We start from the raw sequence: 24,805 nt of genomic DNA, 5'->3' as shown, positions 1-24,805 counted from the left end.
CCGAAACGCATAAGCCAAGCGCCTCGACCCTTCTTCCATCCACCGCGATAATCCGCGCCGAACTGGGGTCCGGGGATTGATCATGAAAACTGCCATACGGTTTGCCACGCTTCTGGCAAGCACCAGCCTGCCTGTCATTGCTCTTGCGCAGGAGGCGACGGAAACGACTGTGCTGAAACCGATCATCGTCACGGCGCAGAAGCGCACGGCGGAAAGCAAGGACGTGCCTGCAAGCATCGCGGTGGAGAGCGGTGAGACGCTGGCGCTTCAGAAGACAAAGCGTCGCGATGATGCCATCGCTGCCGCGCCCAATGCTCAGACCGGTGCCGTTACGGCGAAACTCTATACATCCTTCACCGCTATCCGCGGCGTCGGCTCTGCGCTTATAGAGAGCGACCCGTCGGTCGGCGTCTATCTCGATGGTGTCGGCATCGGTAGCGCACAGGCCCATAGCGGCACGTTGCTCGACGTCGACCGTATCGAGATTCTGCGCGGACCGCAGGGTACGCTCTATGGCCGCAACAATATTGCCGGTTCGGTCAACATCATCTCCAACCTGCCTGATCCCGACCGGACCGGCGGCGAACTCGGAATTGAATATGGTCGCTTCGGCACGGCGACGGCAACCGGCATTTTCAACACGCCGATTGGTGACAATGGCTGGGCAGCGCGCGGCGCCCTTTCGGTCTCGAAGACCGATGGCTCCCTCTATTCAACCATCAATGACGATGATCTCGGCGGCGGCAAGGATGTGCATGGTCGCGTCAGCATTGCCGGCGACCTCACCGATAACCTCGAATTCCTCGGTATCGTCGATATCGAGCACCAGGTGCTGGACGGCGAGATGCTCGGTATGCCGGAAGCGGATTTCCTCAAGGGCAGGCGGGGAGTTGCTATTGACGATCCGATCCGCATCGAAAGCGATCTCGCGACTGTCTCAGGCCAGTTCACCTACCACCTCGACAATGGCGACAAGATCGTCTCGATCACCGGCTTTCAGAAAAGCGCGGTGGATGTCGGCGGCAACGGCTTTCCGCTCGGATATTTCGCGGCCTATGACGGACTTTTCCAGTCCCTCGGCTTCCCAAATTTCCGCTACCGTGCAGACAATCCGTTCGACGGCAGCTATCGTCAATGGTCGCAGGAAGTGCGTTATGTCTCCGAGGACAACGAGCGCTTTAACTGGGTCGCTGGACTTTATGGCGAGTTCTCGGAGGGTTCGCGCACCTATGGCGCCAACAGCACGTTCACCGGTGGCGCTGCGACGCTTTCGACCCGCGGAGATACCGACACGGTTTCGCTTTCGGGCTTTGCGGACGGAACCTACGCGCTGAACGATCAATGGAAAGTTTTTGGCGGTCTGCGTATCGGCCATGACCGCAAGTCCTTCGACTATGACTTCACCGCCAACAAGACCGCTGAACTGCTTGGCCTGACCGGAACTTTTGCGCGCGGTTACAACGCCCGGCTTTCCGAAACCTACGTCACACCACGCATCGGCCTGCAATTTGCGCCGATGGAGGGGCTGAACCTTTATGGCGGTGTCTCGAGCGGATACAAGTCGGGCGGTTTCAACTCCGGCTTCGTCGGCCTTGGTGATGAAGGGGCCTACGATTCGGAAAGCGTAACCAGCTATGAGGTGGGCCTGAAGTCGGCGACACTGGACGACCGGTTGAGGGTCGAGGCTTCATTGTTCTACATCGACTGGCGAGACCAGCAGGTCCAGGGCTTCAATGGGCTGACCGGCGCCACGCCGATTTCGAACGCGCCACAGAGCCAGTCCTTCGGCGGCGAACTCTCCGCCGCGTTCGACATCGACGATCACTGGTCGCTCACGGCCGGCGCTGGCTACGCGGATGCGACTTACAAGGAATACCGCAATGCGCGTGCGCTGAATGGATCGGGCGCCGTGGATGTCAGTGGCAACCAGCAGCAGTTCGTTTCACGCTTCACCGGGTCGGCCGGTCTCTCCTACCAGTGGGAAACGGGCCTTGACGACCTCGTTGGCAAGGTCGGCGTGAACTACCGTTATCGGTCGAGCTACTATTTCGACGTGCAGAACACGATCCAGCAGAAAGGCTATGGCCTCATAGACGCCTATGTCGGACTGGAGAATGACCGCTATGCCGCCTATGTCTTCGCCAAGAACATCGGCGATACCGACTACCGCACGGTCGCCGCAAATCTCGGTGTCGGCACGCTGGTTTCGCCGGGTGACCCGCTGACCTTCGGCGGCAGCTTCAAGATCAAGTTCTGAGCCCAAGATGGCGAAGAATGCATTAGGTGACATGCCCGAAGAGGCCGGGCAGGGAGACGACGTTGCCGGCGGTGGGGCTGCCGGCCATCTCTGGCGACTGACGGAGGGGTATCGTGGCTGGATGGGTATCGTCATCGCGGCGTCGATCCTCTCCGCGGTGCTCGAAACAGCTGTCGCCGTGCTGGTCGCATTGGCGGTGGCGGCGCTCATCGCGGGAGATCGCGACGGCGCGATCTTTTGGTCGGCCGGGCTTCTGGGATCGGTCGTACTGTCCTGCCTCCTGCAGATGGTATCGAACCTGCTATCGCATCGGGTGGCGATCGACGTGCAGGCGCAGACGCGGCTTGCGATAGGCCGGAAACTCTGGTCCACACCGCTCGGTGCTCTCCAGCGCTTCGAGGCTGCCGAAATCCGCCGCACGCTGATGGAGGATGTCGAGCGCATCGAGGATGGCATCGCGCATCTTATCCCCGACCTCGTTGCCGTGATGATCGCCCCGCTCGCTATCGGCATTGCCATGCTGTTCCTCGACTGGCGACTGGCCATTGCAGCATTCCTGCCGGTTCTGGCCGGCTTTATCGCTTTTTCCATGATCCTGAGGCATGACGGAGGGCTGTCCCGCCGGTTTGTCGCGGCGCAGACGGCGGTCGATGCTGCTTTGCAGGAGGCGATCCGCATGGTGCCCGTCATCAAGGCCTATGGTATCGGCCCGGGCGATCTTCGCCGGGCGGAGGCATCTTTCCAGGAAGTGGACGACGTGGTTGGCCGCTGGCTTTCCTTCTCCGCGTCCAGCAACAACTGGTTTTTCCTTGCCATCACCTCGACGCTTTTGATCGTTGCGCCACTTGGCCTGTGGCTTCATCCGCTGCCAGACGGCTATTCCGTACTCGTCTTCTTCCTGCTTGCGAGCTTCACCCTTTCCTCGCTTGGCGCGCGGCTGTTCGGCGCGATGGGGCGGCTGCGCATCCAGCAGGCCTCGCTGGCACGCGTTGATGCACTGCTCCGGTTGCCAGACCTGCCGGTTATTCAGGATCGACCGCAAAACGGGCAGGATATCCGCTTCGAAAAGCTTGGTTTTGTTTATGAAGATGGTTTCGCGCTGGAGGATATAGACCTGGATATCAAGACCGGTCAAAGCGTGGCGTTTGTTGGTCCGAGCGGTTCCGGAAAGTCGACCCTTGCGCGGCTCCTGCTTCGCTTTTTCGATCCCGATATCGGCCGCATCACGCTCGGCGGCCGTGATATCCGCTCTTTCCCGCAGCATGAACTCGCTCGGCAATTTGCCCCGGTGTTTCAGGAGTCGTTCCTGTTTTCACAAACGATCCGCGCCAATATCGCGCTCGGCCGGCCAGGGGCGACGCAGGACGAGATCGTCGAAGCCGCACGTCTCGCGCAGGCGGATAGTTTCATAATGGCGCTGCCCGAGGGTTACAACACTATCCTCGACCGGGGCGAAGGGCTTTCGGGTGGACAAAAGCAGCGCATCGCGATCGCCCGGGCCATCCTGAAGGACGCGCCGATCCTCGTGCTGGACGAGGCAACGGCCTATCTCGACCCGGATAGCCAGCATGAAATCCAGCAGGCCCTGGATGCGCTGGCAAAAGGCCGGACCGTCATCGCGATCGCCCATCGCCTCTCCTCCGTGTGCGGCTTCGACCATATAGTCTACCTGGAGAACGGCCGCATCATGGAACAGGGCGACCACGACGCGCTGCTTGCCCTCGACGGCGCCTATGCCCGGCAATGGCGTTCGCATACTGCCGCCCGATCCTTCGTCCTTGAGAATGGCACGGTGCATTGATGGCGGACCGCGATCCTCTCTTGTACCTTGGCATTCGGTTGGATGCGGCTTCGCTCGGGCGTATGCTCGATGGCCTGTTGCTCGTCGCTCAACCACTTCTTGCCGCGGCCTTCCTGTGGCAGGGTGCTGGTGGAAATTCAGGACATTACGCTCTCTGGTGCGCCGGCATCCTGCTCCTGATCTTTACTGCCCGGCGCCTGCTGCTTTGGCCAGCTTTACGAAAACTCTATGCCGAAGCCTATGGCGGTGGGCTGCGTTTGCGACGGGCGATCCTTGCACACCTGATCCGCATGCCGCTGGGTGCCTTCCGGGCGATCGAAGGCGGCAAGCTTATCCAGGCCGTGTCAGAAGACGTGCTCTGGCTTGAAAACCATGCATCCTATACCCGGCCGGAGATAGCCGCCAATGCAGCAGCACTCTGCGCCTGCCTGATCGGCGCGCTCTTCTTCTGGCCAATCGCTGGTCTTGCAGTTGTTGCCACCATGATTATCGGCTTCGTCGTCCTCGTTTTTGCGCAACGCCGGCTGGCCACCGGGTTGGAGCGCCGTGGGCGCAGCCTGGCTGCCGTTTCGCTGGCGATGCAGGAACAGGCGGAAGGTGTTTCGGTGTTGCGCGCCTTCTCAGGTGAAGACGACATAGGGGAAGACTTTGCCCGAAACGTCGCCCAGCTTCGCCATGGCGCCTGGCGCGGCATCCGTCAGATGACGCCGATTGCCATCTTGTTTCGCATGGCGATCGAGCTCTCGGCCGCCATTGCCATGCTCATCGCCGTTCTCACCTTGGGCGAGACGTCGGGCGCCGATACCATTCACAAGGTTGTCGCCTTACTATTGATCGTTTCGGCAATTGTCCCGGCGCGGAACTTCGCAAGCCTCACCGCCATGCTGGTGCTCGCCCGCATCGGGCGGCGGAATGTCGATGCCATCTTTGCTGTGCCGGCGCCTATATCGCATGCCGACAGCCGTCCTGATACCTTCGACATACGCTATGAGAATGTCTCTTTCACACATGGCGGACGGAAGGTGCCGACACTCTCCGGCATCTCCTTTTCGGCAAAGCAGGGGGAGATGGTTGCGCTGATCGGTGCCAATGGCAGTGGCAAGACCACCTGCCTGCAACTTCTCATGCGTTTTTTCGAACCGGATGACGGGACGATCTGCATCGGCGGTCGGGATATCCGGCAAATCGATGACCAGGTGCTCGCCTCCATGATCGCTCCGGTCTTCCAGGAAACCCTGCTTTTCAACGAGACTATCGCCGACAATATCCGCGTCGGTCGGCCATCCGCGTCCGACGCCGAGGTCGAAGCAGCGGCAAGGGCGGCTGTCGTGCACGACACGATCATGGAATTCGAGAACGGTTATGACACAATGGTTGGCACGCTCGGCGCCCGGCTTTCAGGCGGCGAGCGCCAGCGCATCTGTATCGCTCGGGCAATCCTCAAGGACGCACCGATCATCCTTCTCGACGAAGCGACCTCGGCCGTCGATCCGGAAAACGAGGAGGCGATCCAGCAAGCAATTTCGGCACTTGCCATCGGCCGTACTCTCTTTGTCATCGCTCACAAACTGCCCTCGATCATCGCTGCCGATCGCATCATCCTTCTGGATGCCGGTGCGATGGTGGCGAGTGACACGCACGAAGTCCTCCTGCAAACCTCACAGGATTACCGCCGGCTTTGGAACCGCTCGACTGTCATGGAGAGCTGGACGATGGCGATACACCAGTAGCTGTTTCAGACGACCGGTGAAGCTTGGCCTGCCAGAGTAGAATATCACCGCCCCTTGGCGGATGAGAACGGATTGGCAGACGCGGGCGTGCAAGCCAATGTCACAAGCAGGAAGATGGCGGACCAGGGGGATTTCACGGCGCAAGCTCCTTTGTGTGCGTGTAGTCATACCCAGGAGAACACCGCAGGACGCTATTTAATCCACATCCGTTCCGGGGGCCATCGGGCCTGTTGAAGCTCCAGCCATGAAGTGGCTCGGGTTGGCTTACATCTGATGTTTCGGGAGGCCGGAAAAGGAGCGGAAAATAACTGAGCTCGGCAGCTTGATGAGCGTTCCGCCATCGTGCCAAGCGACTCGGCTCTGATCCCTTGCTTATGGGCGTGTGCATCGGACATACTGACACTCGAACCACAAGGGCCAAGGGCAAGACGAAGCCGGCATTGGATTGCTGGATCGCGGAGCCATGCGAGAAGATTTTACCTCATGAATACGCGATTTCTCGAAACCTTCCTCTGGGCTGCACGGTTGAACAGCTTTTCGGCAGCGGCGGAACGTTTGCACACCACTCAGGCATCTGTTTCCAACAGGATTGCCGCTCTGGAACGAGAGCTTGGCGTTGTGTTGTTCACCCGCGATGTGCGCTGCGTCAACCTGACGCCGGCCGGTCGTCTGGCGCTGCAGCATGCTGAAAAGATCGTCAACCTGACCGGGGAGTTCCGGCAGATCGTGAGCAGTCGTGAGGCGCTGAGAGGTACCGTGCGTATCGGTGCTGCGGACACCATTGTCTATGCCTGGTTGCCGCTTCTCATTCGTCGAATGAACGAACAATATCCCGGTGTCAGCCTGGATCTGACCATCGATACCAGCCTGAAATTATCCCAGCGCATTCAAAATGGTGAAGTGGATGTCGGTTTCATAATGGGACCGGTCATGGCGGCGAACATCTATAATTCGCCGCTCTGTACGTTCGAGTCCTGCTGGGTTGGCGCGGTTGATCTGCCTTTACCGGAAACAGGTGTCACGCTTGAAGATATCGCGCATTTTCCGCTACTTACCTTCTCGACGGGTTCTCAGCCGCATCAGGCATTGCGTGCGCTGCTCGATGCCCACGGACTGTCTGACAGTCGTATTTATAATTCCAATTCCCTGTCGATCATGACCCGCCTCGTGGCAGCGGCGGTCGGCGTGGGCGCTTTGCCGCGCGTGCTGGTGGACGGCATCATCAAGTCCGGCGAAGCACGCATCCTCGATATCGCGCCGTCTGTACCGCCCCTGACATTCCACACCGTTTATCAGGAACGTGGCGACAACGCGCTCGCCCGGGCCATTGCCGACATGGCGACGGAAATCGTCAGTGAAACCACCACACAATGGATGACTGTCGCCGCCTAAATTTTGCGCTGCAACACGAAATGATTAATCTATAAGCTTATCTTATGGGTTCCGATAGAGTTTTTCCGTTTGTCATGAAAACCGTTCCCGTTCTTAATTCTCCTCGCAACATGAGAGGAGAGCAACGTGAAAGTCTCACTTGTTCAAATGAATACCCAGAACGACAAGGCAAAAAATCTTAAGGTGGCTGCCGATCTTATCGAAAAGGCAGTCAAGGCGGATAATCCTGACCTTGTTGTTCTTCCAGAATACTTTGCATTTCTTGGAGATAATCCTCAGGAGATGCATGAAAGCGGGGAAGAATTTCCCGATGGCGAGATTTATACGCTGCTTTCGGGGCTCGCCAAAAAGCACGCGATCACGCTGCATGCCGGTTCCATCGTCGAGAAGGAAGGCAACCATTTCTACAATTCGACGCTCGTTTTTGGTCCTGAAGGCAAGCAGATCGCCCGTTACCGCAAGATGCACCTGTTTGACGTCGATACGCCGAACGGTATCAGCTATCGTGAGTCCGACTCCGTTGCCCGCGGCGAAGACGTTGTAACCTATAAGGTCGGCGATAAGACGGTTGGTTGCGGCATCTGCTACGATATCCGCTTCCCGGAACTGTTCCGCGCCCTGCGGGACAGGGGGGCAGACGTGATCGTTCTGCCGGCCGCCTTCACCCTGATGACGGGCAAGGACCATTGGGAAGTGCTGGCCCGCGCCCGCGCTGTCGAAACCCAGACCTATTTTCTGGCTGTCGGCCAGATCGGCACCCATGCGGGCGGCAAAAAGGCCTGCTGGGGGCATTCCATGGTCATCGATCCCTGGGGCCACATCATCACCCAGTGCTCCGACACTGTCGGGACCGCCGGCGCTGCCCTCGACTTCGACTATTCGGCCAAGGTGCGCGCCAACGTGCCGGTGGCAAACCACCACGTGCTCTGATCGGAGAAAGACTTATGTTTATCGTCAATCCAATGCCGGACCAGATCGACGCTGATATCGTCGAACTTCTGGAAAAGGTCGAAGTCGCAACGATCGGCCACGTGCTTCATTCCGGTTTCGTCGATCCGGAAATCCGCGCGGTCCTTCCGGGCAAGCGGGTGGCCGGCACCGCCGTCACGCTGCGCATTCCGAACGCCGATTCGACCATGCTTCACTACCTGACGCAGATTGTGCGTCCGGGCGATATCGTGCTCATTGATCGCTGCGGTGATACCCGCCACGCCTGCTGGGGCGGCGTCATCACCAACACGATGAAAATGGCCGGCGTCAAGGCTGGCGTGGTCGATGGACCGGCGACTGACTTTTCGGAGTTCGTCAAGGTCGATATGCCCATGTGGTGCCGTGGCCCTTCGCCGATCACCACCAAGATCCTTGGCCTTGAAGGGGCGATCAATGTTCCGATCAGCGTCGGTGGCCAGATGATCAATCCGGGCGATGCGATCCTGTGCGATGAAAGCGGCGTTGTCGCCCTTCATCCGAGCCAGGCCCGCGCCATGGCCGAGCGCGCCATCGGCATGCAGGAAGCTGAACTCGTGCTTCTGGAGCGTCTGCGCAACGGCGAGAAGTTGCCGGATATTTCCGGCGCCAACAAGCTCGTTCAGGCCAAGCTGAGCGCCTGACACCGCCTTACGGGTGGCGGACCAGTCCGCCACTCCCAATAATAATAGAGGAGAACAGGACAATGAAGAAATCTATACTTCTGAGCGGGATTCTCATGCTTGGCGCGGCCGCTCTGCCGGCGCACGCCCAGCAGACCGTAACGTTCCTTGGCTATAGCGGCCTTTTCCAGGAGCGTTACACCAAGGCCGTCATCGAGCCTTTCATGGCCGCCAATCCGGATATCAAGGTTGAATATTTCCCGCAGCAGGGTTCCGCCGCCATGCTTGGTTCGCTGCGCGCCCAGAAGGCTGCGCCGCAGGCCGATGTCGCGCTGATGGACGTCTCCGTTGCCAAAACCGGTACGGATGAAGGTCTGTTCGACAAGATCGATGAAAGCGTGACCAAGAACGTCGGCGACCTCTATCCCAACGCCCGCTTTGAAGGCGTGGCCGGCGTTGGTGTGACGTTCGACAATCTTGTGCTCATCTATAATACCGATGCGATCAAGACCGCGCCGGACAGCTGGAACGCTCTGAAGGACAGTGCCCTCAAGGGAAAAGTCGCCATGTTGAGCGCGCCCGATATTGTCGGTATCGGCACGACGATCATCATGGACCACATGAATGGCGGCACTGATTTCATCAAGAATATCGACGCCGGCATCAATGCGATGGCTGAAGTTGCGCCAAACATTCAGACCTGGGAGCCGAAGCCGGAAGTCTATCCGAATGTCGTCAACGGCCAGGTTTCACTGGGCGTGGGCTGGAATGCTCGCAGCCAGGTGAATGCCGATGGCTCCAAGGGCAAGATGAAGGTTGCGCTTCCCAAGGAAGGTACGATCCTCCAGATCAATACGCTCAATCTCGTCAAGGGCGGCCCATCATCGGAGGCGGGGCGCAAATTCGTCGATTATGCGCTGAGCCCTGAAGCGCAGGCTGCCTTTACCGCCGCCATGTATTATGCGCCGACCAACACCAAGGCTACCGTTGCCGACGATGTCAGCGAGCGCACGGTCATCAAGGCGATGGACAAGGTTATTCCGGTTGACTGGATCGGTCTTTCAAAGGTCCGCGATCAGATCACACAGGACTGGCGTCGCAAGGTCATTCCGCTCAGCCGCTAGGGCTCTTGTGCAGAAGGGCAGCTCTTCCGCATCACTCATGCGGCTGCGGAAGGACAAAGCAATACATTCCCTCTGTCGACACTGGGGTCGGCGGAGGGAAGGGCAAGACGGACATGCATTCCCTTTGGCCTGGCATGTCCGCGATACGGGAAACGCCGTGAAACAGCGCAGCGAAGTTCTGCTGCGACTGTATAGATCAAGGGACAGGCCATTCCGCGCCTAACCGGCCGGACATGTCCTGAAGAAAGGCAAAAAGCCAGAATGGGAACTTCAGACATCATGCAGCCCGGATTCCTCTCGATTCGTTCACTGACCAAGCGCTACGAGACCATGGTCGCCGTAGATGATCTCAACCTCGAGATTCCCAAGGGCGAACTGGTTGCCTTCCTCGGTCCTTCGGGTTGCGGCAAGTCGACATCGCTGCGCATGATTGCGGGCCTCTCTCCCGTCTCTTCAGGCTCGATCTCGATTGGCGGCAGGGACGTGACGCAGCTTGCGCCTTACAAGCGCGACATCGGCCTCGTTTTCCAGAGCTACGCGCTTTTCCCTCACATGACGGTTCTCAAGAACGTCATGTTCGGTCTTGAAATGCGCAAGGTGCCGGCGGCCGAGGCCGAACGCCGTGCGCGTGAAGCCATTGCCATGGTGCATCTGGAAGGGCGCGAGGACCGACGTCCCGCCCAGCTTTCCGGCGGCCAGCAGCAGCGCGTCGCACTGGCGCGCGCCCTCGTCATCCAGCCCTCCATCCTTTTGTTCGATGAGCCGCTTTCCAATCTCGACGCCAAGCTGCGCGATGAGATGCGCGCCGAAATCCGCCGTATCCAGAAACAGCTCGGCATCACCTCCATCTTCGTCACGCATGATCAGGTCGAGGCGCTCAGCATGTGCGACAAGGTCGCCGTCCTCAACGGCGGGCGCCTGGAACAGCTCGGCACACCGCACGATCTCTATGAGCGCCCGGCGACGGCTTTCGTCGCTTCCTTCGTTGGCCGCACCAACAGGCTGGTGGGCAACGCGGCCGGCGATCGCATCACGGTCGGCGATGCGGTTTTGCGTGCCCCCGGCTCACACGCCGGCAAGATCGACCTGATGGTACGGCCGCATCGCATGGCCATGACGGTTGCTGGCGACGCTTTGCCTGATTTCGATGGAGCGCCGGTCAACCGCATCGCCGGCGAGGTTCGCGATGTCTATTATGCGGGAGATATTCTCCACTACGAGATCGCCGCAGGCGGGCAGATATTGTCCGTGGAACGTGCGACTTCCGGCGGTGAAACACCGGTAGTCGCCGGTAGCGCAGTCAGTCTCGTCTGGCGCGTGGAGGACACGCTGGTTTTCGGAGCAAACCAATGACGGCGTCGGTCATGATCACGGCTCCCGGCAGCCGCACGTCCTCCATGGTGTTTCTCGCCACCCTGCTTCTCGGGCCGATCATCGCGGTCAATGGTCTGGCCTTTGTGATGCCCGTCTTCAATCTGCTTTTACTTTCCTTCCGCGAAAGCCTCGGCGGCGGCGGTCTCGGGGAAGCCCACACGCTTGCAAACTGGTCGTCCACGCTCACCGACGGTTTTTATATCGAACTGATCGGCCAGAGCATCCTGACCAGCCTCATGATTACGGTTCTGACGCTCATCGCTTCCTATCCAATCGCTCTTTATCTTCACCGGGCGCAGGGCCGCTGGAAGACACTGCTGCTTGTGCTCGTCATTTCGCCGCTGCTCACCTCGGCGGTGGTGCGCACCTATGGCTGGATCGCGATCCTTGCGGATGACGGGCTCATCAACAACATCCTCTTCGCCCTGGGTGCTGAAAGCGGCGTGCGTCTGTTGTTCAACAAGGTCGGCGTCGTCATCGGCCTCACCGAAATCCTGATGCCCTATATGATCCTCGCATTGCTCGCCGGTTTTGGCAGGCTTGATCCGCGGGTCGAGGAGGCTGCCGAAACGCTCGGCGCATCGCCCTGGAAAGTCTTTTGGCGGATTATCGTGCCGCTCACCATGCCCGGCGTGGCGCTTGGTTGCCTGCTCTCCTTCGTTCTGGCCGTCAGCTCGTTCATCACCCCCAAGCTGCTTGGCGGCGGCCGTGTCTTCCTTCTGGCGACGGAAATCTATGATCAGGCCATTGTGACGCTCAACTGGCCTCTTGCCGCAACGCTTTCGATGATCATCCTCGTGATTTTCGGGGCTGCCCTGGTGCTCTATTCCCGGCTTCTGCGGGCGGTTCTGTAAAGGAGATCGAAGATGGAAGAACGTCCCGTTCCGCTGGCGCTGAAAATTGTCGCCTTTGTCATGTTCCTCTTTCTGCTTGCGCCCGTGGTGCTCGTCGTGCCGATTTCCTTTTCAGCCGACAGCTACATGACTTTTCCGCCTTCCGGCTGGAGCCTGCGCTGGTATATCGAGCTCATGCACAATTCCAAGATGATTGGCGCACTGGGCACCAGTACGCTTCTCGCCTTCATCGTCACGGTGCTGTCGATGCTGATTGCGCTGCCCGCCTCCTACGCCATCGTCCGCATGCGGGTGATCGGCGCAGATGCATTGCTTGCCTTCTTCACTGCGCCCCTGCTTCTGCCGACCATCGTTCTCGGTCTCGCGATCCTGATCGTTTTTGCCGGTGCCGGTCTGCTCGGCACGTTCACCGGACTGGTGATCGCGCATCTCATCATCGTGCTGCCCTATGCCTTGCGTGTGCTCACCACGTCGCTCGCCGGCCTGCCGCTGATCTTCGAAGAGGCTGCCTCGACGCTCGGGGCATCGCCGTTCACCGTCTTTAGCCGCATCACCATGCCGATGATCGCGCCGGGCGTTGTCGCGACGGCGGCGCTTTCCTTTCTCGTCTCGTTCGATGAGGCCGTGATTTCGCTGTTCCTCACCGGTCCGCGTATCACAACGCTCCCCGTCGCCATGTATCAGCATGTTGAAACCCAGGCTGATCCGCTCGTTGCGGCCATTTCTGTTCTTCTGATCGTGCTGACGCTTGCCGTCGTCCTGATCGTTGACCGAACGGCGGGCCTGACGAAGACTTTTGTCAAATAAGGGCGGCAGGCATATCGAGAAATATTCCTCGTAAGGCTGGTTAAATTCAAAGGGTCGGCGCCAGCTTTGCCGGACTGGAACCAGCACTAATTTCATTCCCGTTGATGAACGCCTGCTGCGTCGGCGCGATCCGTCACGTCTGTTGATTTCGTTTTTGAACCACGAAGGTAAAGGGAAGCCAATGGTCCAGAGCATCTCCACGGAATTCGACGTTGCCGTCATCGGTGCCGGGGTTGTCGGCTGCGCGGTCGCCCGTCGTTTCGCCCTGGCCGGTGCGAAAGTGGTCGTTATCGAGAAAGGCGCTGATATTCTCTCCGGGGCTTCGAAGGCCAACAGCGCCATTCTTCACACCGGCTTCGATGCGCCGGAAGGCAGTCTGGAGCTGGAACTGGTAAAGGCGGGTCGGGCGGAATATCTGTCCATCCACGGGCGGATGGGCCTCAGCCTCGTCGAGACCGGTGCACTTGTCTGTGCCTGGAATCCGGATGAGGCGGAGAGACTTTCGGCGATTGCCGAGCAGGGGCGGCGCAACGGCATTGCCGAACTCGACCTGCTCACGGCGCGGCAGGCCCGCGAAACCATGCCCGGCCTGTCCAGCCATCTTGCCGCCGCGCTCGAAGTTTCGGGTGAACACATCATCGATCCGTGGTCCGCGCCGCTGGGTTATCTCACGCAGGCCGTGGGGTTGGGGGCGCAGCTGGTGCGCAATGCCGAAGTCCTCTCCGGTTCGTTCGATGGCGCGTGGCGGATCGAGACGATGGCAGGTCCGATCCTTGCGGCAAGCGTTGTCAACGCCGCAGGGCTGTTTGGTGATGTGGTCGATACGCGGCTGGGGCTTCTCCCCGAATTCACCATCATGCCGCGCAAGGGACAATTCGTCGTTCTCGATAAGGCCGCCCGCCGGCATGTGCCGCGCATCGTCCTGCCCGTTCCCACCGAAATCACCAAGGGCATCGTGGTCTGTCCCACTGCCTTCGGCAATGTTCTCATCGGCCCGACGGCGGAAGAGCAGGATGATCGCGAGCGTGCGATCGTGGAGACGGCGACGCTGCAAGCGCTGCTGAAGCGTGGCGCGGAGATCGTTCCGGCACTGGCCCCCATTTCCGTGACCGCCGTCTATGCCGGCTTGCGGCCGGCGTCTGACAAGAAACATTACCGGATTTCCGCGCGGCCGAACCGGCGGGCGATCACGCTCGGTGGCGTGCGTTCCACGGGCCTCAGCGCTGCGCTCGGGCTGGCACAGCATGCGTTGACGCTTCACGCGGGTTTCGGCACCCGCTTTGACCTGCCTTCCTCCGTGCCCGAGGTGACGATGCCAAACCTGACCGAAACCTGCGAGCGGGACTGGCAGCGTGCCGATCATGGCGAAATCGTCTGCCATTGCGAACTTGTCACCCGGCGTGAGATCGATGCGACATTTTCCAGTCCGGTGCCGCCGGGCGATTTCGGCGGGCTGCGTCGGCGCACCCGCGCCGGCATGGGGCGCTGTCAGGGGTTTTATTGCAACGCCCGGCTTGCCGCGATGACGGGTGACCGTCTGGCCGTACCGCTTGCGGTCAGTGCCGGAGACGAGCGATGAGCAGCGTGACGCTTGTTCAGCAAGAGCGTGAAGACGCTTCATGTGCCGATATCATCGTGGTTGGCGGCGGCCCGGCGGGCGTGGCGGCGGCTCTGGAGCTGAAAGCCCGTGGTATTGCGCGCGTGATGATCCTCGAGCGCGAGCCGACCCTTGGCGGCGCGCCCCGGCATTGCTCGCACTCGCCTTTCGGCATGCGTGAATTCGGGCGCGTCTATTTCGGCCCGGCCTATGCGAGACGCCTGCAGAGGGAAGCGCAGGATGCCGGTGTCGATATCCGCACCGGTCATTCCGTGGTCGAACTCGGACAGGATGGCGCATTGCTGGTCACATCGGAGCGCGGTATCGAGAGCGTGAAGGCCCGGCGCATCTTGCTGGCCACCGGCACATGGGAAAAACCACGCTCGGCGCTGCTTCTGCCCGGCGACCGGCCGGTGGGCGTGATCACCACCGGCGCGCTACAATCCCATGTTGCCTTTCATGGCATCATGCCCTTTCGTCGGCCGCTTATCATTGGTTCTGAACTGGTTTCATTCTCTGCGCTTCTGACCTGTCTGGCGCATCGCGCGCGGCCGGTGGCGATGATCGAGCCTGAGCCGGAACCGCTGGCACGGTCGCCTTTCCAATGGTTTCCGCGACTGGTCGGGGTGCCGTTTCATTGTGGTGCAGTGCTTATGGACATTCGCGGGCGCGGCCGTGTCGAGGAGGCGGACATCCGGCTGGCGGATGGCCATCTCCTGACCGTCAAGTGCGATGGTATTCTTCTGACCGGGCGGTTCACGCCGGAGGCGGCGCTTTTGAATGCATCCGCGGTCGATGTGGCGGCAGGCAGCGCCGGGCCGATGATCGATCAGGACGGCCGGATGGCTAACCCCATCTTTTTCGCCAGCGGAAACCTCTTGCGGGCCGTGGAAACGGGCGGCTGGTCGTTTCGCGAAGGTAGCCGCGTGGGTGCTGCCGTTGCCGACGATCTCGCCCGCGAACCCTGCAACGACCTGATGGTACCCGTCACTTTCACCGAGCCGGTCAAACTTGTGGTACCCACCATGCTCCGCAGGGGAGGGCTTGACCGACCAGCTTTTCGCGACTTTCAGCTGCGTTTTACCAAACGTGTTCGAGGCCGGCTTTCTCTCCATCTTGATGGAACGGAAGTGTGGAGCAAGAGCGGCCTGTGGTTGCCGGAGCGCCGTGTGCTCGTGCCCATTCCCCGCTCTGCGCTTGAAGCAAGCGAGATCGCCTTTCACGTTCGGGAGACAAACTGATGCGCATTGCGGCGATCGATCAGGGAACGACATCGACGCGATGCCTTGTGGTCGGCGATGGCATGGCGCAGGTCGTCTTGAGCCTGCGTCACGCGCAGTTCTATCCGGCGCCCGGCCATGTGGAGCATGACCCCGAGGAACTGTTGCGCAATATCCGCGCGGTGCTTGCCGCTGCCGGGCCGGTGGATGCGATAGCCATCGCCAATCAGGGCGAGAGTTGCCTGGCGTGGGACGCCGAGAGCGGTGAGGCGCTGTCGCCAATTATCGTCTGGCAGGATGCCCGCACCGCCGATGTTCTTGCCGCTCTGCCGCCATCGGCGTTGGATCGTTCGAAAGAGATTTGCGGCTTGCCGCTCGATCCCTATTTTTCGGCAAGCAAACTGTCGTGGCTGCTCAAGCATAATCCAGCGGTGACGCAGGCAAGGGCGGCGGGGCGGTTGCGGCTGGGCACCACCGATGCGTTTTTTCTGGATCGGCTGGCTGACTGTTTCCGCACCGATCTTGCGACAGCTTCGCGCACCGGGCTGCTTGATCTGGCAACCGGAGACTGGAGCCCGGAACTCTGCATGCTTCACGGTGTGCCGCTGGATTGCCTGCCCGCCATCGGCCCCGTCGATGGTGGTTTCGGCGCAATCGAGGCAACGCCTGTCCGCGTTTCCATCGTTGACCAGCAGGCGGCGCTTTACGGGCATGGTTGCCGCAAACCCGGTGATTGCAAGATAACCTTTGGCACGGGCGCTTTCCTGCTGGCTGTTGCTGGCAACGAGCGGCCGCTGACGGGGGAGCTTTTGCCGACTATTGGCTGGCACAGGCAAGGTGCGCCGGCCGTTTTCGCTATCGAGGGAGGGGTCTACGACGCCGGTGCGGCGCTCGAATGGGCGCGAAAGATCGGCCTATATACCGATAATGCCGAACTCGACGGTTTCGAGGGACCATCCGCCATTCGGCGCGGCCTTGTATGCGTGCCCGCATTTTCGGGCCTTGCGGCGCCCTATTGGGACAGACAGGCCGTGCCGCTGTTCATCGGTATGGACCATGCCACCGAGCGGCGTGACATGGTGCGCGCGCTGCTGGAAGGTATTGCCATGCTGACGGTGCGATTGATCGATGCGATGCCGGCTGCAATTCCCATCGGTGACAAAATCTCCATCGACGGTGGCCTGTCGAATAGTCGGTATTTCGCCCGTTTTCTGGCGGCCGCCAGCGGCCGGACCATCTGTGTGCCTGACATGCGGGAGTTGACGGCGCTCGGTCTGGCGGAGCTGTGCGGTATCGATGTCGCCGCCATGCGAAACGATACCGAGATGTTCATGCCCGATGGGTCGGTTGATGCCACGGATCACGATCGTTTCGCACGTGCCGTGGGCAATGCGCGGACTTGGCGAAATGCTTAAAGCTTTCGCGAGGACGATCTTGTCCATCGGTGTGCCCGTCGTGAATTTCCTCTGCCAGACCGAACTGTCGTGTCTTTGAAATGTAAAACGTGCATCATCCCTGCAACCTGGGGAGGATCAGATGCGCCTTGCTGTCTACAACGTTGAAAACCTCTTTGATCGCGCCAAAGCGATGAACCTTGGGAGTTGGGAAGAGGGAAAGCCGGTTCTTGAGCATTTCGCGGCGCTGAACCAATTGCTTGGTCAGGTCGAGTATAGTGACGCAGACAAGGTCGAGATCGCCCGGCTCGTCGTCGAATTGGGTATGGAGCAGTCCGATACGGGGCCTTTCGTTATCCTTCGCCGAAACCGTGGCGGTTTGCTCAAGCGGCCGACTGCGGGCGGTGTCGTGGTCGTTGCCGATGGCCGGGCTGACTGGGTCGGGTCGCTGGAACTGCGTGACGAGCCGGTCAACGAGCACGCCATGCGCAATACCGCGCGGGTGATGGTCGATCTCGAGGCCGACGTGCTCGGCATCGTCGAAGTAGAGAGCCGCCCGGTGCTTTCCGCATTCAATCGCGAGATCCTGCCGGCGATCGGCGGCACACCGTTTCGGCACGTAATGGTAATCGACGGCAATGACGAGCGCGGGATCGATGTCGGCATGATGACCCGCAAGGGTTATCCCATCGGTGCCATGCACAGCCATGTCGATGATTGCACACCGAACGGTGAGGCGATCTTTTCGCGCGATTGCCCGGAATATGAAATCACCACGCCCGCCGGCGCTCAGCTTGTCGTCATGGTCAATCACCTCAAGAGCAAGGGGTATGGCGGAAAGGCCAAGTCGGATGCCAAGCGCAAGGCACAGGCAAAGCGTATTGCCGAAATCTATGAGAAACTGATCGAACGGGGCGTCGAATATGTTGCTGTTATCGGTGACTTCAACGACACTCCCGGCAGTGATCCGCTGGAGCCACTTCTTGGCGGCACCTCGTTAAAAGACATCTTCAAGCATGACGCTTTTGATGATGGTGGTTACCCCGGCACCTATGGCGGGTGCACGGCCTCCAACAAGATCGACTATATCCTGCTGTCTCCCGCCCTTTTTGCAAAGGTCAAGGACGGTGGCGTGTTCCGCAAGGGCATGTGGCCGGGTGTTCGGCCGAAGAAGTGGGAAAGCTATGACGAGGTCAAGCGTCAGGAGGACGCCGCGTCCGACCATGCCGCGCTCTGGGTCGATCTTGATATTTGAATGTTGCCGGTGTGACACCGACTGATCCGGGGCGGTGGGCTGATCTGTCGCGCGCGATCGGCGACAGAGAAAGTGTGAAGGTTGCAAGGGTCATGAAACCCGCGGGCGTATTGCGTCGAATGCGGTCAATTCCTTGAGAAAGGGTGCCACGGCATCGGGCGCGAGACCAAATTTGCTGGCTTCGCCTGATGTGTTGACCAGTACCCCGCCTGGGGCAGGGTGCGAAGTAACGCAGGCCGCTGCGGCATAAGGGCAATCCGGTAGCTTTGCTGCGTTATCGGATTTTCCTGCCGCTACCATGAAACGAGGCGCGATAGTCGCGCGGTGTCATGCCGCGCAGACGCAGGAACTGGCGATTGAAATTGGCCAGCGAGGCATAACCGACATCGGCAGCGATATGCCGGATCGGCTGGGTGGTGCCTGAAAGTCGGGCGCAGGCTTCGCCGACCCTGAGGCCGATCAGATAATCCGACATGCTGACCTGCGTATGTTTCCTGAACATCCGGTGCAGGCCGGATTCGCTGAGAGCGGCTATTGCGGCAATCTGCTCCATGCGGAGCGGCTCATGGTAGTGACGGTGCAGATGGATCAGGACACGGTCAATCCGCGAACGGTCCCCTTCCACCTGTTGCGGCACGACGGTTGACAGGGGCGCGCCGTTATCCTCTGCGGCCAGCCGCGCCAGAATATCCAGAAGTCCGGTCAGCTGCCCGACTGGTGGACGGGAAAATATCGCTTCAAAATCATCCGCCAGAGCCCGACCAAGCGCGGGATCGAACGCCAGTCCGGTTGCGGCGTTCTGGATGAGACGCCTGACGGGCGCCAGTTCCACCGATCCATCGGCCAGTCCTTCGATCCATTCTTTTCTGAACCAGAAGACGAGGGCGACATGGGGTTCAGCCGGATCGAGTTTGTCACGCGACGCCCAGGTGTGCGGCAGGTTCGGGCCGATGAGCACGAGGTCGCCGTGATCGTAATCGGCCACATGATTACCCACGAACCGCTGCCCGCGGGAATTCAGCGTCAATGTCAGCTCGAACTCGGGATGGTGGTGCCATTCGAACGGAATGGCGTCGTCAAGCCGCCGGTTGAGCCTGCTCCAGGATGACTCCGGCGATGTCGGTAGATGTTCGAGATGTGGTCTCATTCCGCGCCTTTTGGGATTTATACGCTGGAATAGTATCAGTATTGTCCATCTGCGGACAACACTTTCACCGGGAAAACCGTAGCTTTCCTTTCATCGCCTGATGGTCAGGGAGATGATGATGGGAGAACGACATGCAATCCACCGCAGCAATCAAACGCGACAGCCATCCGACGACGGCCGCCACGACCCAGCTCAAGGATATCAAAAAGACCTTGCCGCTGCGCGTCCTGTCGGAAGCGGACTGGCAGCACTGGACGACGAGGGGATATATCATTGTCCGTCAGGCGGTGCCTGCGGCGAATGTGGAACGCCTTGTCGATCTGCTCTGGAAATTCGATGAGAAGGATCCGGCCGACGCTTCGACGTGGTATGCGCCGCAAAGGCGCGAACACAAGATGAAGGAATTGAACAATACCGGCATGCTGGAGATCTATAATCACCAGTATCTCTGGGACAATCGCGTGGAGCAGCGGGTCTATGACGTCTTCGTCGACATATGGGACCGGGAGGATCTGTGGGTCACCATCGATCGCGCTAATCTCAATCCGCCGAAAAAGGTGAAGGGCAATCCCAACGGCTTCATCCACTGGGATGTGGATACGTCCATCCGTCCGCTGCCGATCGGCGTACAGGGCGTGCTGAGCCTGCAGAAGCAGGACGGCGATGTCGGCGGTTTTCAGTGCGTGCCCTATCTTTTTGAGCATTTTGACGCATGGGTGAAGACGCAGCCGGAAGATCGTGATCCGATGCATCCGGATATGGCTGGCCTCTCCGTCGTCAATATCGATATGGAACCGGGCGATCTGATGATTTTCAACTCGCTGCTTGCCCACGGCGTGCGTCCCAATCATTCCGATGGCCGCGTGCGCATGGCCCAATACATCTCCATGCACCCGGCGGAATTCGACAATGAGGCAGAACGGCAGGAGCGGATCCGGCTCTGGAAGGAGCTTGATCATCCGCAGCGCGACGCCTTTCCCGGTGATCCGCGTGAATGGGAGAAACGCCATGCCGAAACCGCCAGGCTCAACCCGCTCGGTGAAAAGCTGCTTGGTTTGACCCGCTGATGAACTGCATTGAACACACGGAGGAAATGACCGCTCCAGGGGGCGGTCATTTATCTTGTCGATGATCGGCAGTAACGCCGATCCGGACGAATTGCCGTGCGGATGGTGGCCTTAAGACTGGCTTAAGGTGGGGGCCGGCTATGTGTCGCCGAATAGGAGACACAGCCCAGAATGCACGATATCCCGATTTTCACCACCCGCAGAAACCTTCTTGCCCTTGGGCTTGCGGGCCTGCTGGCGGGTTGCGCCACGTCCGGTCAGCCACCAAAGCCGGCGACGCTGTCGAGGAACGACGACCCCTTGCCCGAGACGCCTGCGCCGGCCACGCCGGCAATGTATGCGGCGCTTCCCGATGAGACATTCCCGATCCCGGCGGTGAACATCAAGCAGGTGGACCCCCGCTACTGGCGGCAGGTCGTCGATTATCCGACCGACGAAAAGCCCGGCACACTGATCGTCGATACGCCGAACAAGTTTCTCTATCACATTCTGCCGGGTGGCAAGGCGACCCGTTACGGCATTGGCGTCGGCCGGGACGGATTCTCCTGGGCCGGCCGGGCGATTGTCGCCTACAAGCGGGCATGGCCGAAATGGACCCCGCCGGACGAGATGGTGGCGCGGCAGCCCAGCCTCCAGCCCTACAGCATCGCCAATGGCGGAATGCCACCCGGCCTCAAGAACCCGCTCGGCGCGCGGGCGCTCTACATTCATCAGGGCGGCCGGGACACGCTTTACCGCCTGCACGGAACACCGGAGGCGTTTTCGATCGGCAAGGCGGTTTCCTCCGGCTGCATCCGTCTGCTGAACCAGGATGTCATCGACCTCTTCAACAATGTGAGGGACGGCAGCACCATCGTGGTTATTCCCGACCCCTCGAAACGCCAGCAACTTGCCGCCTGACGACCGATACGGAAAAGAAAGAAGGCCCATCACCATGGCACATGATGTTCGAAACCGCGCGGATGTTTCAGCCCTTGCCGGGCTCAGACGTCGTGCCTTTCTCCTCGGCTCGATTTCGGTGGTCTCGGCCGTCGCATCGCCGACAGCAGCCTCGCCCAACGGTCTGAAGCTTGAGATGATCCTGCGCGATCCGGCGACACCCGTCTCCGGCAATCCCGCCGGCAAGCTCACCATGGTCGCCTTTCTCGACTATAATTGCCCCTGGTGCAAAAAGACGGCCGTTCCCATGAGCAATGCGGTCTCGGCAGACGGGGATGTCAGGATGGTCTACAAGGACTGGCCGATCATAACGCCCGACTCCGTCGAGGGAGCGCGACTGGCGCTGGCGGCAAAATATCAGGACGGTTATCACATCGTCCATGATGCGCTGATGGCGATCAAGACGCCGAAGGTGAAGGCCGACGAGATGCGTGACACCGTGCGTGCGACAAGCATCGACTTTGCCCGTCTCGAGCGTGACATGAAATCGAAAGCGGCGGAGATCGATGATCTGCTTGCGCGCAATCATGAACAGGCGATGTCGCTGCAATTGACGGGAACGCCTGCTTTCATCATCGGCAAGTTCCTCGTCCCCGGTGCGGTACAGAGTGCGGAAGCCTTTACCGACCTTTTCAAAAGAGCGCGTGAACAGGCGTAGCCTCCGGAGAATGATGGTTTCAGGTCCAGTCGGTCTGAAACCATCGTTTTAACATTCCGGCCGGGCATCGCAGTGCCGATGCCCTTTGCCGTCTCGTCCTATCCCCGTGCCTTGGCGATTGCTTCCTTCAGGCCCTTGCGGTCGAGGACACCGGCAAAGCTCGTCGTTCCCACCACAAAAGATGGCGTGCCGACGAATTTGAAGGCGGCGGCCTGTACCCAGTTCCGGTCCAGCAGGCCGGAAATCCATGCCTGATGCTCGATAACGGCCTTGCCGACGCCGTCGAAGGTCAGGCCCGCTTTCTTGAGGGCCTTTTCGACATCGGCCTGCTGCAGCTTGTTCGGCGTGTGAAACATGGCGTCCAGCGTCTTTTCATATTTGCCAAGCCTGGCGCTGGCGAGCACCGCCTGCGCAGCGATGACCGATGCGCCGCCGAAGACCGGCCAGTCCTTCAGCACAAGCCTCACCTTGCCATCCTGTTCGACCACGTCGCGCACCATGCCGTAGGACGATTTGCAATAGGGGCACTGGTAGTCGAAATATTCCACCACCGTCACGTCGCCTTTCGGATTGCCGAGGACCGGGGCGTCCGGATCGTGCAGCACCATCTGCCGGCTTGTCGGGTCTGTCTCGGCAAAAACAAGTGAAGGGGGAGCAATGGCGGCAAGGCCGGCCATTGCGACAAGCTGTCGGCGTGTAAGGGTCATTGGCGGGCTCCTGCAGTATTGTCGATTGCCGGTTTTGCAAGCGCCTGATGCGTTTGCGCCGCCGCATCGATGAGTGAACGGGCCGAAATCTCGCCCACCATGCGGATGGAGGGGAGTTCGGTTCCTTTTCTGTCGAAGAACAGCATGGTCGGCGGGCCGATGACGTTGCTGTCTTTCATCAATTGCTGTTTGTCTGACGTCATGTCCGATAGATCGACCGAGACAAGGTTCGTATCCTTAAGGCTTTCCGCGACCTGTGGATCGCTCAGAACGGAGCGCTCGATGACGCGGCAGGAAACGCACCAGTCCGCGGTGAAGTAGACGAGGCTTGGTTTTCCTGCTTCAGCGACGGCGACTGTCAATTCCCGATTGGAACTCACCGTTGCAAAACTCGCCTTTGTCAGGCCGGGCAGGGAGAGGCTGGCGACCGGGCTGCCGGAGAATTGCAGCGGCTGGAGCATGCTGGTGCCGCCGCTTGCCGCGCCGAAAGCGAGAAACGCTCCGTAAAGCATGGAAAGAAGGCTGGCCGATTTCATCAGCCGGCGGCCAATGCCGGCCTGTTGCGGCAGTGCGTCGAGAGCACCGAAGAAAACACCGATGGTAACGAGCAGCGCTGCGGAAAGCGCGAGTGTTGCGGATGGAGGAATGAGCCGGTCGAGATACCAGATCGCGGTGGCAAGAAAGATGAAGCCGAACAACCAGCGTATCTGCGCCATCCATGCGCCGGCCCGCGGCAGCAATGCCGCGCCGGAGGTGCCGATGAGGATGAGAGGAATGCCCTTGCCGATGCCGAGCGCAAAGAGCGCCGCTGCGCCAAGCAGCAGGTTGCCGGTCTTGGCGATATAGAGAAGTGCGCCTGCAAGCGGCGCCGTCACGCAGGGGCCGATCAGCAGCGCCGAGCTGAAACCGAGAATGGCGGTCGAGCCGAACGATCCGCCGAGCGAACGCTGCGATCGCGCCAGCCGGTCGCGAAGGCCGGCCGGAAGCTGGACCTCGACCATGCCGAAACTGGCGATCGCCAGAATGATAAAGACAGCGGCGGTGATGAGAATGGCCGGTGGTGACTGGAGGGCGATCTGGAAGCTCTGTCCAAGCCATGCGGCCAGTATGCCGAACAGGCTGAAGGCGGCGGCAAGCGCGACGACATAGGTTGAGGAGAGGAGAAAACTGCGACCGGGTGACAATGAAGCGCCCTGCCGGCCGAGCGTGGCCGCGAGGATGGGGTACATGGGAAATACGCAGGGCGTGAATGCGAGGAGTACGCCAAGACCCATGAAGGAGGCGAGAAGCAGCGCGATGCCGCCTCGGGCAAGAAAACCTTCCACCATGCCTGGCTCGGCCGGGGGTGCGGGTGAGGGTACTGACTGCTCAGCCTTTTCCGGTTCTGCGGACGGGGCGATCAGGGCGAAGGACTGAAATGCGGGTGGATCCTGCGGCCTTATGCCGAACGGTGCCTCCGCTTCGATCCGCAAACCGTCAATGGCGACCGTTCTGAAGGGATAGCAGATGCCGCCATCCTGGCATCCCTGAAATGTCAGCTTCATCGTCTGCGGCGCGTCGGCGAGCGTGGCGGCGGCTTGCCCGAAATAGACTTCGGTGTTGCCGAAGCCGGGATCATCCTTCATCTCGCCGGCCTGCGTCCTGAGATCGAGCTTCGTTCCGTCCTCAGTGCTGGCCTGCAGGCTCTCCCGATAGAGATAATATCCCTCGGCGACTTGCCAGCGGAAGGTGGCCGCCGTTCCCGTGCGGTCTATCGAAAGCTTGAACGCATCCGCCATGTCCATCGGCGGACCGAGCGCGAGCGCCGGTCCGCAAATGGACATGAGAACGAGGAGCACGAACGAAAAATTGAAACGCATTCTCTTTCCTTATGGGGTAGGCCTTGTGGGATAA

At 60.2% G+C, this 24,805-nt stretch carries 20 protein-coding genes; 17 read left to right on the top strand and 3 right to left on the bottom strand.

Annotated features, from left to right (window positions below; translation table 11 throughout):
* Positions 1–82 precede the first annotated feature (82 nt).
* The 14 genes from QSV77_RS10980 (at position 83) to QSV77_RS10915 (ending at position 18,394) form a co-directional block, all read left to right on the top strand.
* Positions 83–2,257: a TonB-dependent receptor gene (locus QSV77_RS10980; protein WP_302733479.1), complete on the top strand. Its 2,175-nt coding sequence runs from the start codon at positions 83–85 to the stop codon at positions 2,255–2,257.
* A 7-nt stretch (positions 2,258–2,264) separates the two neighbouring features.
* The gene (locus QSV77_RS10975) at positions 2,265–4,058 is read left to right on the top strand and encodes an ABC transporter ATP-binding protein (RefSeq protein ID WP_302733477.1); all 1,794 of its coding nucleotides are present in this window, start codon (positions 2,265–2,267) and stop codon (positions 4,056–4,058) included.
* Positions 4,058–5,788, top strand: coding sequence for an ABC transporter ATP-binding protein (locus QSV77_RS10970; RefSeq protein ID WP_302733475.1), 1,731 nt, complete (start codon positions 4,058–4,060; stop codon positions 5,786–5,788). Before QSV77_RS10975 ends, QSV77_RS10970 begins: the two co-directional genes overlap by 1 nt.
* Before the next feature lie 483 nt (positions 5,789–6,271).
* On the top strand, positions 6,272–7,180 hold the full coding sequence (locus QSV77_RS10965) for a LysR family transcriptional regulator (RefSeq protein WP_142840627.1): 909 nt from the start codon (positions 6,272–6,274) through the stop codon (positions 7,178–7,180).
* Between the two features lie 147 nt (positions 7,181–7,327).
* Positions 7,328–8,110: a carbon-nitrogen hydrolase family protein gene (locus QSV77_RS10960; RefSeq protein ID WP_302733926.1), complete on the top strand. Its 783-nt coding sequence runs from the start codon at positions 7,328–7,330 to the stop codon at positions 8,108–8,110.
* Positions 8,111–8,124: 14 nt separating this feature from the next.
* Positions 8,125–8,790 carry an RraA family protein gene (locus tag QSV77_RS10955; RefSeq protein WP_142840625.1) on the top strand — a complete coding sequence of 222 codons (666 nt, stop codon included), beginning with the start codon at positions 8,125–8,127 and terminating at the stop codon, positions 8,788–8,790.
* A gap of 62 nt (positions 8,791–8,852) precedes the next feature.
* Complete coding sequence (locus tag QSV77_RS10950; protein ID WP_269703335.1) at positions 8,853–9,893, top strand: ABC transporter substrate-binding protein; 1,041 nt, start codon at positions 8,853–8,855, stop codon at positions 9,891–9,893.
* 279 nt (positions 9,894–10,172) lie between these two features.
* The gene (locus QSV77_RS10945) at positions 10,173–11,246 is read left to right on the top strand and encodes an ABC transporter ATP-binding protein (protein WP_302733471.1); all 1,074 of its coding nucleotides are present in this window, start codon (positions 10,173–10,175) and stop codon (positions 11,244–11,246) included.
* Positions 11,243–12,121 carry an ABC transporter permease gene (locus QSV77_RS10940; RefSeq protein ID WP_271362408.1) on the top strand — a complete coding sequence of 293 codons (879 nt, stop codon included), beginning with the start codon at positions 11,243–11,245 and terminating at the stop codon, positions 12,119–12,121. Before QSV77_RS10945 ends, QSV77_RS10940 begins: the two co-directional genes overlap by 4 nt.
* A gap of 12 nt (positions 12,122–12,133) precedes the next feature.
* Positions 12,134–12,928 (top strand): ABC transporter permease, encoded by a 795-nt coding sequence (locus tag QSV77_RS10935; RefSeq protein WP_302733469.1) that lies wholly within the window; start codon positions 12,134–12,136, stop codon positions 12,926–12,928.
* A 181-nt stretch (positions 12,929–13,109) separates the two neighbouring features.
* Positions 13,110–14,507 carry an NAD(P)/FAD-dependent oxidoreductase gene (locus tag QSV77_RS10930; protein ID WP_302733467.1) on the top strand — a complete coding sequence of 466 codons (1,398 nt, stop codon included), beginning with the start codon at positions 13,110–13,112 and terminating at the stop codon, positions 14,505–14,507.
* Complete coding sequence (locus QSV77_RS10925; RefSeq protein WP_302733466.1) at positions 14,504–15,766, top strand: FAD/NAD(P)-binding oxidoreductase; 1,263 nt, start codon at positions 14,504–14,506, stop codon at positions 15,764–15,766. Before QSV77_RS10930 ends, QSV77_RS10925 begins: the two co-directional genes overlap by 4 nt.
* On the top strand, positions 15,766–17,160 hold the full coding sequence (locus QSV77_RS10920; protein ID WP_302733465.1) for an FGGY family carbohydrate kinase: 1,395 nt from the start codon (positions 15,766–15,768) through the stop codon (positions 17,158–17,160). Before QSV77_RS10925 ends, QSV77_RS10920 begins: the two co-directional genes overlap by 1 nt.
* A gap of 121 nt (positions 17,161–17,281) precedes the next feature.
* Positions 17,282–18,394 (top strand): endonuclease/exonuclease/phosphatase family protein, encoded by a 1,113-nt coding sequence (locus QSV77_RS10915; protein WP_302733463.1) that lies wholly within the window; start codon positions 17,282–17,284, stop codon positions 18,392–18,394.
* Between the two features lie 274 nt (positions 18,395–18,668).
* On the opposite strand, the gene QSV77_RS10910 is transcribed toward QSV77_RS10915, so the two are convergent.
* Complete coding sequence (locus QSV77_RS10910) at positions 18,669–19,541, bottom strand: AraC family transcriptional regulator (protein WP_302733461.1); 873 nt, start codon at positions 19,539–19,541, stop codon at positions 18,669–18,671.
* 131 nt (positions 19,542–19,672) lie between these two features.
* Here QSV77_RS10910 and QSV77_RS10905 point away from each other — a divergent pair, with 131 nt between their 5' ends.
* From QSV77_RS10905 to QSV77_RS10895, 3 genes are all read left to right on the top strand, one after another.
* Positions 19,673–20,608: a phytanoyl-CoA dioxygenase family protein gene (locus tag QSV77_RS10905; RefSeq protein ID WP_302733459.1), complete on the top strand. Its 936-nt coding sequence runs from the start codon at positions 19,673–19,675 to the stop codon at positions 20,606–20,608.
* Between the two features lie 171 nt (positions 20,609–20,779).
* Complete coding sequence (locus QSV77_RS10900; RefSeq protein ID WP_206913474.1) at positions 20,780–21,508, top strand: L,D-transpeptidase; 729 nt, start codon at positions 20,780–20,782, stop codon at positions 21,506–21,508.
* Positions 21,509–21,542: 34 nt separating this feature from the next.
* Positions 21,543–22,205, top strand: a complete 663-nt coding sequence (locus QSV77_RS10895; RefSeq protein ID WP_302733455.1) for a DsbA family protein — start codon at positions 21,543–21,545, stop codon at positions 22,203–22,205.
* Between the two features lie 98 nt (positions 22,206–22,303).
* Here QSV77_RS10895 and QSV77_RS10890 read toward each other — a convergent pair whose 3' ends face one another.
* Positions 22,304–22,912: a DsbA family protein gene (locus QSV77_RS10890; RefSeq protein ID WP_302733453.1), complete on the bottom strand. Its 609-nt coding sequence runs from the start codon at positions 22,910–22,912 to the stop codon at positions 22,304–22,306.
* Complete coding sequence (gene dsbD, locus QSV77_RS10885; RefSeq protein WP_302733451.1) at positions 22,909–24,771, bottom strand: protein-disulfide reductase DsbD; 1,863 nt, start codon at positions 24,769–24,771, stop codon at positions 22,909–22,911. The genes QSV77_RS10890 and dsbD overlap by 4 nt, the downstream gene beginning before the upstream one ends.
* Positions 24,772–24,805 lie beyond the last annotated feature (34 nt).

It is taken from the genome of Agrobacterium sp. V1, assembly GCF_030518355.1.
GTDB classification, from domain to species: domain Bacteria; phylum Pseudomonadota; class Alphaproteobacteria; order Rhizobiales; family Rhizobiaceae; genus Agrobacterium; species Agrobacterium cucumeris.
The sequence above is the reverse complement of the archived record's forward strand: the minus strand, read 5'-3'. Positions and strand labels throughout refer to the sequence as shown.

Bases quoted from the DNA above. Each gene is read 5' to 3' on its own strand.
- QSV77_RS10980 (WP_302733479.1), top strand. From the start codon at position 83: ATGAAAACTGCCATACGGTTTGCCACGCTTCTGGCAAGCACCAGCCTG.
- QSV77_RS10975 (WP_302733477.1), top strand. From the start codon at position 2,265: ATGGCGAAGAATGCATTAGGTGACATGCCCGAAGAGGCCGGGCAGGGA.
- QSV77_RS10970 (WP_302733475.1), top strand. From the start codon at position 4,058: ATGGCGGACCGCGATCCTCTCTTGTACCTTGGCATTCGGTTGGATGCG.
- QSV77_RS10965 (WP_142840627.1), top strand. From the start codon at position 6,272: ATGAATACGCGATTTCTCGAAACCTTCCTCTGGGCTGCACGGTTGAAC.
- QSV77_RS10960 (WP_302733926.1), top strand. From the start codon at position 7,328: ATGAATACCCAGAACGACAAGGCAAAAAATCTTAAGGTGGCTGCCGAT.
- QSV77_RS10955 (WP_142840625.1), top strand. From the start codon at position 8,125: ATGTTTATCGTCAATCCAATGCCGGACCAGATCGACGCTGATATCGTC.
- QSV77_RS10950 (WP_269703335.1), top strand. From the start codon at position 8,853: ATGAAGAAATCTATACTTCTGAGCGGGATTCTCATGCTTGGCGCGGCC.
- QSV77_RS10945 (WP_302733471.1), top strand. From the start codon at position 10,173: ATGCAGCCCGGATTCCTCTCGATTCGTTCACTGACCAAGCGCTACGAG.
- QSV77_RS10940 (WP_271362408.1), top strand. From the start codon at position 11,243: ATGACGGCGTCGGTCATGATCACGGCTCCCGGCAGCCGCACGTCCTCC.
- QSV77_RS10935 (WP_302733469.1), top strand. From the start codon at position 12,134: ATGGAAGAACGTCCCGTTCCGCTGGCGCTGAAAATTGTCGCCTTTGTC.
- QSV77_RS10930 (WP_302733467.1), top strand. From the start codon at position 13,110: ATGGTCCAGAGCATCTCCACGGAATTCGACGTTGCCGTCATCGGTGCC.
- QSV77_RS10925 (WP_302733466.1), top strand. From the start codon at position 14,504: ATGAGCAGCGTGACGCTTGTTCAGCAAGAGCGTGAAGACGCTTCATGT.
- QSV77_RS10920 (WP_302733465.1), top strand. From the start codon at position 15,766: ATGCGCATTGCGGCGATCGATCAGGGAACGACATCGACGCGATGCCTT.
- QSV77_RS10915 (WP_302733463.1), top strand. From the start codon at position 17,282: ATGCGCCTTGCTGTCTACAACGTTGAAAACCTCTTTGATCGCGCCAAA.
- QSV77_RS10910 (WP_302733461.1), bottom strand. From the start codon at position 19,541: ATGAGACCACATCTCGAACATCTACCGACATCGCCGGAGTCATCCTGG.
- QSV77_RS10905 (WP_302733459.1), top strand. From the start codon at position 19,673: ATGCAATCCACCGCAGCAATCAAACGCGACAGCCATCCGACGACGGCC.
- QSV77_RS10900 (WP_206913474.1), top strand. From the start codon at position 20,780: ATGCACGATATCCCGATTTTCACCACCCGCAGAAACCTTCTTGCCCTT.
- QSV77_RS10895 (WP_302733455.1), top strand. From the start codon at position 21,543: ATGGCACATGATGTTCGAAACCGCGCGGATGTTTCAGCCCTTGCCGGG.
- QSV77_RS10890 (WP_302733453.1), bottom strand. From the start codon at position 22,912: ATGACCCTTACACGCCGACAGCTTGTCGCAATGGCCGGCCTTGCCGCC.
- dsbD (WP_302733451.1), bottom strand. From the start codon at position 24,771: ATGCGTTTCAATTTTTCGTTCGTGCTCCTCGTTCTCATGTCCATTTGC.